Origin of the sequence: Streptomyces sp. FIT100, assembly GCF_024584805.1 — a bacterium.
Classification (GTDB): Bacteria; Actinomycetota; Actinomycetes; order Streptomycetales; family Streptomycetaceae; genus Streptomyces.
Genome location: NZ_CP075715.1, coordinates 3,717,514 through 3,732,793 on the forward strand (window position 1 = coordinate 3,717,514; position 15,280 = coordinate 3,732,793).

Here is a 15,280-nt window from a genome sequence, read left to right on the forward strand (position 1 = left end):
AGCCATCCGCCTCGGGGAAAGTAGCACCCGCCAGTCAGCTACCTGACCGCTGATAAATCCTCGCTTCATCGCTTCGGATTTCTAGGGTGGCATCGTAGAAGAATTTTGCTGCCTGCTCTCGCAATTCGTCCAACGCTTTCATTGTGATCAACCCCGTGAGATCAGCGCAATCAGGGAGCCCCTTGATCAGCAACACGACAGTGACCTGATATAGCGAGTTGAGGGCCATCGAAGCAGGTTCGGTGAGTCCCACGTTCGTCTTACCGACCCGCATCGCCACCTGGCCCCTGAAATCAGTGAAGTTCAGGCTCAGCCCTCTTGATCCGGAGTGGACCTCATTACTTGCCAACTGATAATAAGCGCGCATGTGTCCCATGCGCACCTTGGCCTCAAGTGCGCGGAAATTGGCGTCCGGACAGTACTTCTTCGCCCATCCGTACTCCCGCTTAAACTCAGTTCCGTACTTCGCCAATGCGGCGTCGTAGAGGGCTTCTAGTTCATCTAGATAATCCTGCCCTAGAGGCTCCACACCGAGGGCTTGATGGTCCTTCTGATGTTGCCGAGCGCTCTGGTGAACAGCAATCACCTCGTGCTCCAAGTACCTAAGTGCAAGGTCCCCGTTCTGCGCGTCATCAATGCAATCACCGATAGCACCCGCGATTACGGCCATTTCGTGAAGCGTCCTACATCGCGCAAGCGCCCCTTCGGGATAGCCATTGATGAGCAAAGCAGAGACTTCTCCAGACACCCTGCAAGCCTTGGCGTGCAGGCGAATCAATACCTCAAAGGAGGCAGCTCGCTCCTCACTAAGACCACTCGAGCCCTTCGACGCCAGTGCTTCGCCAGCTTCATGAGCACAGGCCATCATGATTGTGTACGCCATAAAGGCGCGGCCGTATCTCCGCTGCAATCGCTTCATAAACCCCCTGTCAACCCTTCTATTGGCTCGGATCGAGGCCATGTTCTGCAGCGCATGGATAGCGACCTGGGCTCCAAGTTTTTCTATGAAGGGCTCAACCGAAGTCCGGGCCTTTTCCATCGCTGCGCTCTCTGCAACTTCCTGAGTCCCGGAATCGTGCAGCGCCCTTGCCACATACTCGGCGAACATTTCCTCCATGGACGGCCTATTTCGCCGAAATATCCACCTCAAAGCAACCCCCACCCATTCGCCCCGAATCCTCTACTCACATCACAATTCAGCTAATCACTCGCGCTCGCACTCCTCGGCCTACCCATGCCAATCACCTCTTCCTCTACTGACCGCAGATAAGAGATGACCTCGTGAGCAGCCGCCTCAAACTCGGCACGAGCAACCTCCTCATCTTCTGCGATCCAGTCGAGCAGGTCATCAAGCAGTCGTTTCTTTTCTGCCCGCAGGCGCGCTTTATCTTGTTCGATAAAAACCTCAGCCACTCTCTTTTGGAATCGGGAAGGATAGTAATCCTCGAACTTACTGTTGGACCAAAAAGAGAAGCGACTGGACGGCCAGTTTGAGAATTTTCTCTCCAGTTGGGAGACTACCTTTTGGCCACTCGTATCACCATCCACAACCACCCATGCCCTATGCCGATACATGGGCTCGAGGTGGGAAAAGAGCAGCATTTCCACAAAGTCAATGACTAGTGGCTCAACACGACTTGTTCCTCCAGCGGCTACGGTTCGCATCCCGCGCAGTCCAGGGGCGAACCACGGGATAAGGTATTGCCTAACCAATCGTTCAGCACTCGACTCCTCGAAGATCATCCAGCCGTCGCTCAGGTACAGGTCAGAAACCTCGTAACCAAGCTCCTGCAGCACGTCTACACGCTCTGCTGAAGTCGAAACAACTTCATAGGATGTGCTGGGCGGGATACCCCCATCCGCAGAAGCGTGAAGAACCACAGTGCTTTCTGGACTGCCTAGTCTTGTGAGAACGATGCTGCTGTGTGTGGTAATCACGAACTGGTTGAATTCACTTGCTTTTAGCACGGCGGCCAGGAGCGCCTTAAGCGCATGCGGATGCAGGTCGTTCTCCGGCTCCTCAATCAGAAATAGCTTTCCCTTTGCCCCACAAAGACTGACGATCAAATTCAATACTGACGCAACACCTGTGCCCATGGCATCAATATTGATGCTGGAGAATCTGTCGACCTGAATTCCTAGGTACTGCCCATGCTCCCCCGGAATCACGTTTATATCGAACCCCAGAACATCCCGACATAGCTGGCGAAATTGGAGAGCTTCCGGAAACTGAGCGGTTGCCAGCATCGCAACTCGGGCGACGATGTTTGCATCATGAGGCCAAACTGCATGCGCGCTAGCTACGTCAACCTGACTTCCATTCGACCTTTGTGCTCGACCAGAGAATACAGGATAAATCAGATTACCTGGAGCTACTCCCCGCGACCTCTGCAGATAATATCCGGCGCCGTCGCGATTGCCGTAGAGTTCAACCCCCTTCCCTCTTGTGGTGACTTGAATTTGATTCTCGGTGACGTTGTCTTTGATTCCGGCAGGGGAGACATTCTGAAGCGGGATGTCTGCAATGCTCGATAGCAATATTCTTGCACTGCTGAAGCCGACGCGAATGTCAGTCTTTCGAATTTCGGAACCATCTTGCAACAGGTAGAGCGCACGCAGAAGCGAGGATTTTCCGGCATTATTCCTGCCGATTATCAATGTTATTGGACCCAAGGGTAGGTCCCCACTGTCTGCGATTGACCTGAAATCCGTGATCCGAATTGAGTTGAAGATCATCGACCCTCGCTTCCCTGCCGACCAGGGGAGAATCTTAGGGCGCTTTCCTCTGCTAAATCCACAGATTCGACAGAAAACACGCGTGGCATGTCTACTCACTGGCGCGAACCACAAGCCTTGCAGGTTGGAGGCGGGCCGCCGTGTCGGAGTCGGCGAACCGGTCTTGAGAGCCTGTGCACCGCCACGTAGCTGTGGGCACGGTGAGGGCATGACGGACGATGCAGATCGCTTAGCAGCAGTGCACCTTGCCCACCAGACCCACGAGGTTGGGCGCGCATACGGGTTGGAGCCCGTGCGTCAGGTGATCCGCCGTATCAGCCGAGGGCGGTGGGGCGGCCACAAAGGCTGGCCTCGCGTCCCCATCTTGGAGACTCCGTGGCAAGACACGATCTCCCCTACGCGAACCGACTGGCGTCAGCGCGCAGCCCAGTTGGAAGGGGAGGTCGTCTTCGCTGTCGACTACAGGGTTTGCCGCCGCTGCGGACTGGGATGGGTTGAGGAGCCACACACCGACCCCGAGTACGGGCGTTGTGGACTCGCCAGAGCAGGACTGGCCGCCCTTCGCACCGACTACCCGAACGTGGCATGGCACACGCTCGGAGCCCACTTCGTCAGCGCGCAGCCGTTCTGGCAGGCCGTGGGCGCAGGGGTGCCGGGAAGCTACCAACAGCGCGAACTCTGCTTGCACATGAGGTGGTAGCCCGTCCTTGGCGTACGCCAACCCGTACGCCAACAGCAGCGCACAGCCGCGTGCGTCACCGGGCACACCAAGTAGTGGGATCTTGCCGTGCCTTGGGATGACGCGGCCTGAAAAGCGGAAGGTCGCCGGTTCGACCCCGGCCCCAGCCACCGCAGCCCTAGCAGGGCAAACACCCCCACCGAAGATCCTCGGCGGGGGTGTTTTCGTGTCGGCCCGCTCGCCGTACCAAGGGCGGCTTTCCCATCTTCAGAGAAAGATCCACGTCCTCGAGCTCCGGGTTCCGGCTGAGGAGCTCGACGACTTCAACGCCCACATGGTCGGCGGAGATCCGGGTGGTCCACGAGTTCCGCTGGGACAGGGGGCCTGCTGACGCCACAGCTGCTGTCCGCCCGTGGCTCCGCGCCGGATGAGGCGCCCGCTCAGAGCGCGGAGCGCGGTGGCATGCAGCCGGGCTCACACAGTGGGGTCCTCAGGCAGCGTCTTTCTGGAAGGCGTCCCGCAGGCGCAGCAGCTCGCGGCGGCGGGAGTGTGCCCGGGCCAGGAGGAGGCCCGCGGTGGCGATGAGGGCGAGGGCGGCCAGGGCGACGGCCAGGGCTTCGGGGGTGGTGCCGCGGACTGCGGCCAGTGCCGTGGCGACGGCACCGGTCACGGAGGTGACCGCGAGCGCGAGCCGGGCGCCCAGCACCCGGTCCCGGGCGAACAGCGCTCGGCGGCGGCTCAGGACCCACCCGGCGAGGGCGGCCCAGGCCAGGCCGACGGCGATCAGCCCGGCGAAGGCGGCCCGGGTGCGCACGGGGAGCGGGTGCGGTTCGGTCAGCCACAGCACGGCGATCAGGGCCGCCCCGCACCCTCCCGCGAGGCCCACCGCCACGTGCCGCATACGGGCGCGCAGCGAGACCTCCGCCGCGAGCGCCCGCTCCAATTCCTTCGGCACATCCCGGCGTGCCCTGTCGTTGTGCTCGCTCATGCCTCGTATCCCCTCTCCACCAGGACGTCCCGCAACATGCGGCGCGCGCGGTGCAGCCTGCTCTTGACCGTGCCCGGCGGGACGCCGAGCACCTCCGCGCAGTCGGCCAGGGGCAGGTCCTCCAGATGGAAGAGGATCAGCACCTCGCGTTCCGTCGGCGGCAGCCCGCCCAGGCCCGCTTCGATCTCGAGCGCGGTCAGGACGCCGACGAGACCGCCACCGTCGTCGGCGACCGCGTCCGTCTCCGCCTCGGCGGTCTCCGGGGTCCGGTACGCCTGGCGCAGATGGTCGGTCACCGTGCGCCGGGCGATGGTGAACAGCCATGGGGCGAACCGTTCCGGCTGCCGCAGGCGCGGCAGCCCGCGCACCACCGCGACCCACGCCTCCTGGGCGAGATCGTCCGCGATGTGCGGGGATCCGACCATGCCGCGCAGATAGCGCCACAGCGGGTCGTGCCAGACACGCACCAGCTCGTGGAACGCCTCCCGCTCCCCGAGCTGGCAGCGCACCACCAGCAGACCGTCGCGTCCGTCGTCGCTCACCGCATCTCCCTGCCTCGACTCACGCGTCACCGGGACAGTCGGGATCCGGCACGGAAAGGTTCACGAGGACTCTCCCTTGAACTCTGCTCGTCGGCGGACGGGGCCGGCCGTCGGAGGAGGTCGTCACGCCCGTTCGCGCCCCCGCCACCCCCGCACCGCCAGGACGATCGCCGTGGCCGCGACCAGCAGGGTCAGGAGGATCCAGTCGGGGACCGAGCCGCCCAGGTCGGCGACCCGTTCCTCGGCGGCGAAGGAGGTGTCGACCGACAGCAGGCCCGGGAGTGCGGCGGTGCCGTCGGTGGTGAGGAAGAGGACGCCCAGGGTGATGAAGAGGAGGCCGGAGAGGGCCGAGGTCGTGTGGAGGCGCAAGCGCCCCCCGAGGCGGACCGTCCGGCCGCGGAGCCAGCGGCGGCGGGAGAGGTCGTAGCGCTCCCAGAGGAGGGCGAGGACGAAGAGGGGGACGGCCATGCCGAGGGCGTAGACGGCCAGGAGCAGGGCGCCGTAGGCGGGGCCCGCGCTGAGGGAGGCCACGGTCAGGACGCTGCCGAGGATCGGGCCCGCGCAGAAGCCCGCGAGGCCGTGGACGAGGCCGAGGGCGTAGACGGAGAGTCCCGTCGTGGGGCGGATCCGGCCGCCGGCCTCGGCGAGGCGGCGGGAGGAGAAGGTGAAGGCGAAGCCCTTGCCGAGGAGCTGCGCGGCGCCGAGCGCGATGATCAGCCAGCCGCCGGCGGTGACCATGAGCTCCCGGTGGCCGTGCAGGAGCCGCCCGGCGAGCGAGCCCGCCGCGCCCAAGGGCACGAGGGTCGTGGCGAGACCCGCGTAGAAGATGCCGGTACGGGCCATGAGCTTGGACGTCGTGTCGATCGAGTACGCGAAGAAGGCGGGCAGGAGCAGTGCGCTGCACGGGCTGAGCAGAGCGAGGAGGCCGCCGAGGAAGGCGGCCAGATAGCCGATGTCCGTCACCGCGCGGCGCCCTTCCCCGCACCGGCCGCCTCCACCGCGATCGCCTGCTCGAACGTCTCCCGTGGCTGCGCGCCCGCGATCGGGCGCCCGTTGACGAGGAACGACGGCGTGGACGTCGCGCCCAGGCCGTACGCCTCCTGCTGGTCCTGCGCGACCGCGCGCCGCGCCGCGCCGCTCTCCGCGTCCCGTGCGAAACGGTTCAGGTCCTTCACCCCGGCCTCTTCGGCGAGCTCCTTCAGCCGCTGCGCGCCGAAGCCCTTCTCCTTCGCGCCCTCGGCGTACGCGGCCGCGTGGAACTGCCAGAAGCGGCCCTGCCGTCCGGCGGCCCAGGCCGCGCGCGCCGCGGCTTCGGACTCGGCGCCGAAGATCGGGAGGTTGCGCCACTCGATGCGCAGGGTGCCGCTGTCCACGTACTTCTCGACCAGCGCGGGCGCGGTGTCCCGCGCGAACTTTCCGCAGTAGCCGCACGCGAAGTCGGCGTACTCGATCAGGACGACGGGTGCGTCCGCGCGGCCGACCGCGAGGGGGTCGGCGGGGTCGCGCCGGGCGAGTTCCGCCAGCTCGCGGTACATGTCGGCCTGCGGGTCGGCGGACGCCCCGGCGACGGAGCCTCCTGCTGTGGGGGCCGTGGGGGCGGTGGGGTCGGGTGCGGCGGCGGTGTACGAGACGACGCCGAGCAGCACGGCGGCCGCGGCGACGGCCGCGCCGAGCGCGAAAGGCTTGCGGGAAAGGGGCATGGCTGTGTGATCTCTCCGGTACACGAAGGCGCTGGGGGTGTCCGGCGGATCGGGCTGGATCGGCGAGCGGCGCAGGAGACGGCGTCCCAGGGCGTCGCGAGCCCAGCGTGATCCGCCGGGCACCCCCGAGGCGTGAAGGCGTGAAGGCGTGAGGGGGTTGGGCGGGCGGCACGGCTGTGCCCCGCCCTACACGCGCAGGACGGAGAGATCGATCGGGCTCGGTGCGGCAACCGGTGGAGGACCCCGCTCCGGTACGACGCCGGGCACGGCCCCGGCGACGGCCCAGCAGCCGGACACGCCGTTCGGGACGGTCTGCGGGGCGGGCAGGAGTTCGTACGTGGACGATCCGCGCGGCGGAGTGGCGGGGGTGAGCCCGCCGTCGTTCCCGGCGCCGTCGTCGCAACCGGGGCCCTGGCCGTCGCCGGGCTGGACGACCGCCACCCCCACCGGCGCCGAGGTGACACGTCCGTCCGCCGAACCGTCGCCGGGCGTCCTGTCGCCGGGCGTACCCGCCGCGGCCGGCAGGCCCCCGAACAGCACCGCCAGCGCCGCCACCGCCGCCACGACCGCGAAGACGCGGCACCACAGGCTGCTGACGCTGTGCATGGGCGGGGGGCTCTCCTGCTGTTGACTCGCTGTTGGCTCGCTGTTGGCTCGCCGGTGGTCCGGCAGTGGCCGACCATCTACATCCCCGTCATCGTACGGCCAGGGCCCGCGCCTCCCGGCCCCACCGGGCGCCCGCCACGACGACCCGCCCCCGCAAATGGGTTCGCCACTCCCCTCGCGCGGGTGCGATCCTTGAATCCGTATGTCTACTTCCTTCGCCGATCTCCAGAACCTGCTGGCCGAGATCTCGCTGCGCGACGCGCACCGGCTCGGACGGCGGCTCGAGGGCACCCGCCGGATCCGTAAGCCCGAGGCGCGGCAGGCCGTGCTGGACGAGATCGCGGCGGAGGCCGCGAAGGCCGCCGCGAGCAGCGCAGGGCGCGCGGCACGGGTGCCGGAGGTCACGTACCCCGAGCAGCTGCCGGTCAGTCAGAAGCGGGACGAGATCCTCGCGGCGATACGGGACCACCAGGTCGTGATCGTCGCGGGTGAGACCGGCTCCGGCAAGACGACGCAGATCCCGAAGATCTGTCTGGAGCTCGGCCGCGGCGTACGCGGCATGATCGGGCACACCCAGCCGCGCAGGATCGCCGCGCGCACGGTCGCCGAGCGTGTCGCGGAGGAGCTGCGCACTCCGCTCGGCGAGGCGGTCGGCTGGAAGGTCCGCTTCACCGACCAGGTGAACCCGGACGCGACCTTCGTCAAGCTGATGACGGACGGCATCCTGCTCGCCGAGATCCAGACGGACCGCGAGCTGCGCGCGTACGACACGATCATCATCGACGAGGCCCACGAGCGGTCGCTCAACATCGACTTCCTCCTCGGCTATCTGGCCCAGCTGCTGCCGAAGCGTCCCGACCTGAAGGTCGTGATCACCTCCGCGACCATCGACCCCGAGCGGTTCTCCAGACACTTCGGGGACGCGCCGATCGTCGAGGTCTCCGGCCGGACCTACCCCGTCGAGGTCCGCTACCGCCCCCTCCTCGAGGAGGAGAGCGACGAGAGCGACCGCGACCAGATCACCGCCGTCTGCGACGCCGTCGACGAGCTCCAGGCCGAAGGCCCCGGCGACATCCTGGTCTTCCTCTCCGGAGAGCGCGAGATCCGCGACACCGCGGACGCGCTGATCAAGAAGAACCTCCGCCACACCGAGGTCCTCCCCCTCTACGCCCGCCTCTCGCACGCCGAGCAGCACCGCGTCTTCCAGGCGCACACGGGCCGTCGAATCGTCCTCGCGACCAACGTCGCCGAGACCTCGCTGACCGTCCCCGGCATCAAGTACGTGATCGACCCGGGCACGGCCCGCATCTCCCGCTACAGCCATCGCACCAAGGTCCAGCGCCTGCCCATCGAGGCCATCAGCCAGGCCAGCGCCAACCAGCGCAAGGGCCGCTGCGGCCGTACGTCGGACGGCATCTGCGTCCGGCTCTACTCCGAGGACGACTTCGAGGCGCGCCCCGAGTTCACGGACGCCGAGATCCTGCGGACGAACCTGGCGTCCGTCATCCTCCAGATGACCGCGGCCGGCCTCGGCGACATCGAGAAGTTCCCCTTCATCGACCCGCCGGACCACCGCAACATCCGCGACGGCGTGCAGCTCCTCCAGGAGCTGGGCGCGCTGGACCCGGTGCAGAAGGATCCGAAGAAGCGGCTCACGCAGATGGGCCGCAAGCTCGCCCAGCTGCCGGTGGACCCGCGCCTCGCCCGGATGGTCATGGAGGCCGACAAGAACGGCTGCGTGCGCGAGGTCATGGTCATCGCTGCCGCGCTCTCCATCCAGGACCCGCGAGAGCGCCCCGCGGACAAACAGGCGCAGGCCGACCAGCAGCACGCCCGCTTCAAGGACGAGACGAGCGACTTCCTCGCCTTCCTGAACCTCTGGCGATACGTCCGAGAGCAGCAGAAGGAGCGCGGCTCCTCCAGCTTCCGCCGGATGTGCAAGCAGGAGTACCTCAACTTCCTGCGCATCCGCGAATGGCAGGACATCTACGCGCAGCTGCGCACGGTCGCCAAGCAGATGGGGATCCATCTCAACGAGGACGACGCGCCCGAGCAGTCCGTGCATGTCTCGCTCCTCGCGGGGCTCCTCTCCCATATCGGGATGAAGGACATTAAAGACGGCGCGAAGAACGAGTATCTGGGCGCCCGGAACGCCAAGTTCGCCGTCTTCCCCGGCTCGGCCCTCTTCAAGAAGCCGCCGCGCTTCGTCATGTCCGCCGAGCTCGTCGAGACCTCCCGCCTCTGGGCCCGGGTCAACGCGAAGATCGAGCCCGAGTGGATCGAGCCGCTCGCCGAGCACCTGCTCAAGCGCACCTACAGCGAGCCGCACTGGGAGAAGGACCAGGCGGCGGTGATGGCGTACGAGAAGGTCACGCTGTACGGCGTCCCGATCATCGCCCAGCGCAAGGTGAACTACGGCCGGATCGACCCGGAGACGAGCCGCGAGCTTTTCATCCGCAACGCACTCGTCGAGGGCGACTGGCGCACGCACCACAAGTTCTTCTCCGACAACCGCCGGCTCCTCACCGAGGTGGAGGAGCTGGAGCACCGGGCCCGGCGCCGCGACATCCTGGTGGACGACGAGACGCTGTTCGACTTCTACGACCAGCGGGTGCCCGAGCACGTCGTCTCCGGCGCGCACTTCGACTCCTGGTGGAAGCACAAGCGCCGTGAGGAACCCGAGCTCCTCGACTTCGAGCGCGAGATGCTCATCAACGAGAAGGCCGGGGCGGTCACCAAGGACGACTATCCGGACGCGTGGCGCCAGGGGCAGCTGAAGTTCCGTGTCACGTACCAGTTCGAGCCGGGCGCGGACGCGGACGGCGTCACCGTCCACATCCCGCTCCAGGTGCTCAACCAGGTCACGGACGAGGGCTTCGACTGGCAGATCCCGGGCCTGCGCGAGGAGGTCGTGACGGAGCTGATCCGCTCCCTCCCGAAGCCGGTCCGCCGGCACTACGTGCCCGCGCCGAACTACGCGAAGGCGTTCCTGGAGCGGGCGGTGCCGTTGCAGGAGCCGCTGCCGGTCACGCTCGCGCGCGAGCTGCAGCGCATGGTCGGCGTCCCGGTGGACGGCGACGACTTCGACCTCGCGAAGGTGCCGGACCATCTGAAGATCACGTTCCGGATCATTGACGAGCGGCGCCGGAAGCTGGCCGAGGACAAGGACCTGGAGGCGCTGCGGCTGTCGCTGAAGCCGAAGGCCCGTCAGGCCCTCTCCCACGCCGCCGCGGCCACCGCCGAGCGCTCGGGCGGTACGGCCGTCGAGCGCTCGGGGCTCACCGACTGGTCGATCGGCACGCTGTCGCGCGTCTTCGAGACCCGCCGCGCGGGCCAGCCGGTCAAGGCGTACCCGGCCCTGGTCGACGAGGGCGAGACCGTCGCCGTACGCCTCTTCGACACCGAGGCCGAGCAGACGCAGGCCATGTGGCGCGGCACGCGGAAGCTGATCCTGCTGAACATCCCGGTCAACCCGGCGAAGTTCGCCTCCGAGCGGCTGACGAACCAGCAGAAGCTCGCTCTCTCCCGCAATCCGCACGGCTCCATCCAGGCGCTCTTCGACGACTGCGCGACCGCCGCGGCGGACAAGCTGATCGCCGACCACGGCGGTCCTGCGTGGGATGAGGAATCGTTCCGGAAGCTCTACGACAAAGTCCGCGCGGACCTCGTGGACGCGACCGTACGGACCGTGGACCAGGTCGGGCAGATCCTGGCCGCCTGGCAGGCCTGTGAGCGGCGTCTCAAGGCCACCAGCAGCCTGGCCCTGGTCGCCAACGTCCAGGACGTCCGGACGCAGCTCACGGCCCTCGTGCCGGCCGGTTTCGTGACGAGGACGGGTCTGCGGCGCCTGCCCGACCTGATGCGCTATCTGGTCGCCGTGGACCGCCGGCTCCAGCAGATGCCGACGGCCGTCCAGCGCGACACGACGCGTATGGCGAAGGTCCACGAGATGCAGGACGAGTACGCCTGGCTGCTGGAGCAGCTGCCCAAGGGACGGCCGGTGCCCCAGGAGGTCCTGGACATCCGCTGGATGATCGAGGAGCTGCGGGTGAGCTATTTCGCCCACGCCCTGGGCACGGCGTACCCCGTCTCGGACAAGCGCATCGTCAAGGCGATCGGCGCGGCGGCGCCGTGACGCGCCCGTCGCCTTGAGTGAGTTCGACCGGACCCTCTGACCTGCTGTACAGTCTCTCTCGCAGCGCACGCAGTACAGCCTGCGAATTCTGGTCCTGTGGAGCAGTTTGGAGTGCTCGCCACCCTGTCAAGGTGGAGGCCGCGGGTTCAAATCCCGTCAGGACCGCATGGAGGCGAAGGCCCCGCACCGATGGTGCGGGGCCTTCGTCGTGGGGCCCGCACCAAGTGGTGCGGGCCTTCTGCCGTATTGACGGGGTCCCGCGCCACCGGTACCCAGTCATCACAGGGGAACGGGGCCCCGACCGCGGAGGTGGCGCATGGCGGCATCCACAGCGAGGCATGAGACACGGGCGCTGCTGCGCGCCCATCTCGCGGCCGTGTCCGGCTATCGCCATCTCACCCGGCACTGTCCGGTCTGCCATCGGCTGGAGCGCCTCGCCATGGAGTCGGCCGCCGAGCCGGAGGACGCCGAGGACGCCGAGGACGGCTCCGCCACCCCTCCTCCGGCCATGTGACGGGAGTCACCGAACGAGTTTTCAGAAAGGCTGCGCTTACACGCTTCCTACAACGCGCCAATTTAATATGTGCAATTGCACCCTCACCGGAGGGGTCTGGAGCGCTCCCACACCCTCCCCCGACCCGCCGCTGGCCCGCTGCCGACCCGGCGCCGCGACCGCCACGCGCCGGCGTCCGCGGGCACAAAAAGATCGCGCTGGACCCGGCGGAGTCCAGCGCGATCAGACGACGATTGACCTGTTGGGGCAGGCGCCCGCCGTGTCGAGCTCTGTGTCGGGCCTGGGGATTGGGGGTCCCGTCAACGGCCCTGATCGGGGTGTCAGGCCTCGCTGCGCTGCTGCGGAATACCCGCAAGCAGTGCGCGGACCTCTGCCTCGCGGTACCGGCGGTGTCCACCGAGGGTACGGATGGACGTGAGCTTGCCTGCCTTGGCCCAGCGGGTGACCGTCTTCGGGTCCACGCGGAACATCGTGGCAACCTCAGCCGGGGTCAGCAGCGGCTCGGCATCAGGGGTGCGAGCGGTCATGAGCGGCCTCCTCGGGAGAACCGAACCTTCTCGGTTCTTTCCTCTAAATTCTGCACCTTGACCCGCGTTGCCCGAAATGGCAGACGCGGGCCGAGTCGGTTATAGGACGAACGGCTTGTCCTCGGCACTACAACTACACCATCTGTCCAGCCACGTCGGCCAAACCGATGGAATTGCCCTCTCAGGTGTTCATCAGCGGCGGAAGCCGATGGACCATGCCATAACGGACAGTCACGTCACAGTGACGATCAGTCACAGAGCGATCAGGAGTCGTCAGACCCCCCATAGCGTGCATTGCTGAGAAATCCGTCACAAGTAGGACGGAAGGAACCCTCCCCGGACTCCTTGTCCTATTTTGGCATGAGGGTGGGCGATGGACGCAAGGAGCGACTTAGTGCCGTCCGTCACGCTTGGGCCTTAGGCCCCGGCTTGAGCTATAGGCCCGGATCAGGACTTACGACCCGGCCACACGTCCTTAAGCTGCACGTTACCCGGGAGTCAGTTCGCGAACTGACGATCGCGCACCGCACGCCACCGCTCCGACAACCGCCCGTACGCCTCACCCGCGCCGTCGCCGTCGCCGGCCCGCAGCGCCGCGATCCCCTCGGCGAGGTCCGCCGCCGAGCGGTCCTCGGCGAGCTGCTCGGGAGAGAGCGCGTGGACGAGACCGCCGTAGTCGAGTTCGACCAGGGAGCGCGGATGGAACTCTTCCAGCCACCTGCCCACATCCACCAGACCCTCGGTCAGCGGATTCTCGTCGACCGACTCCCGCAGCGTCCGCAGTCCGCGCGCCAGCCTCCGCCTCGCCTGCACCATCGGCGTCCGGTAGCGCATCACGGGCGGCTCCCCGGGCACCTCGCCCGGCTCGTACTCGCGCTCCTCGTCCGCGAAGAGCGTGAACCAGCGCACCGGCACCTGCCACACCGCCGACCTGATCCACGGTCTGGCGTCCGGGTTGCGCTCCCGCCACGCCTCGAAGTCCGCCGCGGCCTGCCCGCGCACCACCGGCGGCAGCACGGCGTCCAGCACCGGCGGTGGCAGCAGCTCCGACAGCTCCTCCAGCGCCAGCCAGCCGCGCAGCCGGGTGCGCCAGGGGCAGACGCAGACGACTCCGTCCACCTCCGTGACGAAGGCGTCGGGGCTCTCGTGGACCGGCACCGGCACCGGCGGGGTCGGCAGCAGGTCCGCCAGCGACCGCCGCAGCTCGTCCTGGGCGGTGGCGACCCTGCCGCTGCGGGCGTAGCGCGCCCAGTGCCCGCGCTCCGGCTCGGGAAAGGCCGCCAGAGGCTCGTACACCCGCAGGTAGGCGGCGTACGGGACGAGCACAGAAGTGACGGCCGGCATGTCGCAAATCCTTCCACGCGCATACTCCGGGAGGGGGTGATCCTCGGCACTGGGTCGGATCTACGCACCCGTAGGACTTACTCTCTTGCCCACCGGGTCCCTCCCCACCCGCAGGAGGGTCCTCAAATCGCCGCTTCTTACTTGGGAGTCACCACCGTGACCGATGTGACCGGCGCCCCTGTCGACGTACTGCACACCCTGTTCCACTCGGACCAGGGGGGCCACGAACAAGTCGTGCTGTGCCAGGACCGCGCCAGTGGCCTGAAGGCCGTCATCGCCATCCACTCGACCGCTCTGGGCCCGGCCCTCGGCGGCACGCGCTTCTACCCGTACGCCACCGAGGAAGCCGCCGTCGCCGACGCGCTGAACCTCTCGCGCGGGATGTCGTACAAGAACGCCATGGCCGGTCTCGACCACGGCGGCGGCAAGGCCGTGATCATCGGGGACCCGGAACTGATCAAGAGCGAGGAGCTGCTGCTGGCCTACGGCCGGTTCGTCGCCTCACTCGGCGGCCGGTACGTCACGGCCTGCGACGTCGGCACCTACGTCGCCGACATGGACGTCGTGGCGCGCGAGAACAGGTGGACCACCGGCCGCTCCCCCGAGAACGGCGGCGCCGGCGACTCCTCCGTCCTCACCGCCTACGGCGTCTTCCAGGGCATGCGCGCCTCCGCCCAGCACGAGTGGGGCGACCCGACGCTGCGCGGCCGCAGGGTCGGTGTCGCGGGCGTCGGCAAGGTCGGCCACTACCTGGTCGAGCATCTGCTGGAGGACGGCGCCGAGGTCGTGATCACCGATGTGCGCGAGGAGTCGGTGCGCCGGATCACCGACAGGTTCCCGCAGGTCACCGTGGTCAGTGACACCGACGCGCTGATCCGCACCGAGGGCCTGGACATCTACGCCCCCTGCGCGCTCGGCGGTGCGCTCAACGACGAGACCGTGCCGGTGCTGACCGCCCGGATCGTCTGCGGCGCCGCCAACAACCAGCTCGCGCACCCGGGCGTCGAGAAGGACCTCGCCGACCGCCACATCCTCTACGCGCCGGACTACGTCGTGAACGCGGGCGGTGTGATCCAGGTCGCCGACGAGCTGCACGGCTTCGACTTCGACCGGTGCAAGGCCAAGGCGGCGAAGATCTTCGACACCACGCTCGAAATATTCGCGCGTGCGAAGGCAGACGGCATTCCGCCGGCCGCTGCGGCCGACCGGATCGCCGAGCAGCGGATGGCCGAGGCGCGGCGCCGCTAGCGGACGCCGCCGCCCGGGCACCCGTCCGGGCAGGCCACGGGCCGGCCGTCGCCGACCGGGGAGGGTCATGCCGACCGGGGAGGGTCATGGAGACAAGACTCACCCCGGTCGGCGAGCCGCCCGCCAAGAAGAGGTTAAAATCGCGGTTGACCAGCGAGGACAGGGCACCTCGCCGGTTCTGCGAGGTGGCACGTGATGCGGGCGGCGTACCGTATGGCCGCGGAAGCAGGTACCGTTGAAGCTCTACGGACCGGTCTCTTC

Annotated in this window: 12 protein-coding genes and 1 tRNA gene; 4 read left to right on the forward strand and 9 right to left on the reverse strand. The window is 67.3% G+C overall.

Translation table 11 applies throughout. From position 1 onward, the window contains the following. Positions 1 to 34: 34 nt before the first annotated feature. The 7 genes from KK483_RS16560 to KK483_RS16590 form a co-directional block, all read right to left on the reverse strand. Positions 35 to 1,117 carry a DUF5677 domain-containing protein gene (locus KK483_RS16560; RefSeq protein WP_262006001.1) on the reverse strand — a complete coding sequence of 361 codons (1,083 nt, stop codon included), beginning with the start codon at positions 1,115 to 1,117 and terminating at the stop codon, positions 35 to 37. A gap of 83 nt (positions 1,118 to 1,200) precedes the next feature. Further along, the gene (locus KK483_RS16565) at positions 1,201 to 2,736 is read right to left on the reverse strand and encodes an ATP-dependent endonuclease (RefSeq protein WP_262006002.1); all 1,536 of its coding nucleotides are present in this window, start codon (positions 2,734 to 2,736) and stop codon (positions 1,201 to 1,203) included. Positions 2,737 to 3,905: 1,169 nt separating this feature from the next. Beyond that, positions 3,906 to 4,403: a transmembrane transport protein gene (locus KK483_RS16570; RefSeq protein ID WP_262006003.1), complete on the reverse strand. Its 498-nt coding sequence runs from the start codon at positions 4,401 to 4,403 to the stop codon at positions 3,906 to 3,908. After that, complete coding sequence (locus KK483_RS16575) at positions 4,400 to 4,945, reverse strand: RNA polymerase sigma factor (protein ID WP_262006004.1); 546 nt, start codon at positions 4,943 to 4,945, stop codon at positions 4,400 to 4,402. Before KK483_RS16575 ends, KK483_RS16570 begins: the two co-directional genes overlap by 4 nt. Positions 4,946 to 5,068: 123 nt before the next feature. Beyond that, entirely contained in the window at positions 5,069 to 5,908 is an 840-nt protein-coding gene (locus KK483_RS16580) for a cytochrome c biogenesis CcdA family protein (RefSeq protein ID WP_262006005.1), read from the reverse strand. After that, positions 5,905 to 6,645, reverse strand: coding sequence for a DsbA family protein (locus KK483_RS16585; protein ID WP_262006006.1), 741 nt, complete (start codon positions 6,643 to 6,645; stop codon positions 5,905 to 5,907). The genes KK483_RS16580 and KK483_RS16585 overlap by 4 nt, the downstream gene beginning before the upstream one ends. Before the next feature lie 186 nt (positions 6,646 to 6,831). After that, complete coding sequence (locus tag KK483_RS16590) at positions 6,832 to 7,251, reverse strand: hypothetical protein (RefSeq protein WP_262006007.1); 420 nt, start codon at positions 7,249 to 7,251, stop codon at positions 6,832 to 6,834. Between the two features lie 202 nt (positions 7,252 to 7,453). Between KK483_RS16590 and hrpA the strand changes: the two genes are divergently transcribed. The 3 genes from hrpA (at position 7,454) to KK483_RS16605 (ending at position 11,900) form a co-directional block, all read left to right on the forward strand. Continuing rightward, the gene (gene hrpA, locus KK483_RS16595) at positions 7,454 to 11,386 is read left to right on the forward strand and encodes an ATP-dependent RNA helicase HrpA (RefSeq protein WP_262006008.1); all 3,933 of its coding nucleotides are present in this window, start codon (positions 7,454 to 7,456) and stop codon (positions 11,384 to 11,386) included. A gap of 90 nt (positions 11,387 to 11,476) precedes the next feature. Further along, positions 11,477 to 11,551 (forward strand) — tRNA-Asp (locus tag KK483_RS16600). A 151-nt stretch (positions 11,552 to 11,702) separates the two neighbouring features. Next, a complete protein-coding gene (locus KK483_RS16605) occupies positions 11,703 to 11,900 on the forward strand; it encodes a DUF6274 family protein (RefSeq protein WP_262006009.1) in 198 nt (65 codons plus the stop codon). A gap of 320 nt (positions 11,901 to 12,220) precedes the next feature. On the opposite strand, the gene bldC is transcribed toward KK483_RS16605, so the two are convergent. Continuing rightward, positions 12,221 to 12,427 carry a developmental transcriptional regulator BldC gene (gene bldC / locus KK483_RS16610; protein WP_003949541.1) on the reverse strand — a complete coding sequence of 69 codons (207 nt, stop codon included), beginning with the start codon at positions 12,425 to 12,427 and terminating at the stop codon, positions 12,221 to 12,223. 498 nt (positions 12,428 to 12,925) lie between these two features. After that, positions 12,926 to 13,771 carry a hypothetical protein gene (locus KK483_RS16615; protein ID WP_262006010.1) on the reverse strand — a complete coding sequence of 282 codons (846 nt, stop codon included), beginning with the start codon at positions 13,769 to 13,771 and terminating at the stop codon, positions 12,926 to 12,928. A 156-nt stretch (positions 13,772 to 13,927) separates the two neighbouring features. On the opposite strand from KK483_RS16615, the gene KK483_RS16620 reads away from it, so the two are divergent. Next, positions 13,928 to 15,019, forward strand: a complete 1,092-nt coding sequence (locus KK483_RS16620; RefSeq protein WP_262006011.1) for a Glu/Leu/Phe/Val dehydrogenase dimerization domain-containing protein — start codon at positions 13,928 to 13,930, stop codon at positions 15,017 to 15,019. The last annotated feature ends 261 nt before the right edge of the window (positions 15,020 to 15,280 follow it).

Coding starts and splice junctions, on each gene's coding strand:
- KK483_RS16560 (WP_262006001.1), bottom strand. CDS start 1,117: ATGGAGGAAATGTTCGCCGAGTATGTGGCAAGGGCGCTGCACGATTCC.
- KK483_RS16565 (WP_262006002.1), bottom strand. CDS start 2,736: ATGATCTTCAACTCAATTCGGATCACGGATTTCAGGTCAATCGCAGAC.
- KK483_RS16570 (WP_262006003.1), bottom strand. CDS start 4,403: ATGAGCGAGCACAACGACAGGGCACGCCGGGATGTGCCGAAGGAATTG.
- KK483_RS16585 (WP_262006006.1), bottom strand. CDS start 6,645: ATGCCCCTTTCCCGCAAGCCTTTCGCGCTCGGCGCGGCCGTCGCCGCG.
- KK483_RS16590 (WP_262006007.1), bottom strand. CDS start 7,251: ATGCACAGCGTCAGCAGCCTGTGGTGCCGCGTCTTCGCGGTCGTGGCG.
- hrpA (WP_262006008.1), top strand. CDS start 7,454: ATGTCTACTTCCTTCGCCGATCTCCAGAACCTGCTGGCCGAGATCTCG.
- KK483_RS16605 (WP_262006009.1), top strand. CDS start 11,703: ATGGCGGCATCCACAGCGAGGCATGAGACACGGGCGCTGCTGCGCGCC.
- bldC (WP_003949541.1), bottom strand. CDS start 12,427: ATGACCGCTCGCACCCCTGATGCCGAGCCGCTGCTGACCCCGGCTGAG.
- KK483_RS16615 (WP_262006010.1), bottom strand. CDS start 13,771: ATGCCGGCCGTCACTTCTGTGCTCGTCCCGTACGCCGCCTACCTGCGG.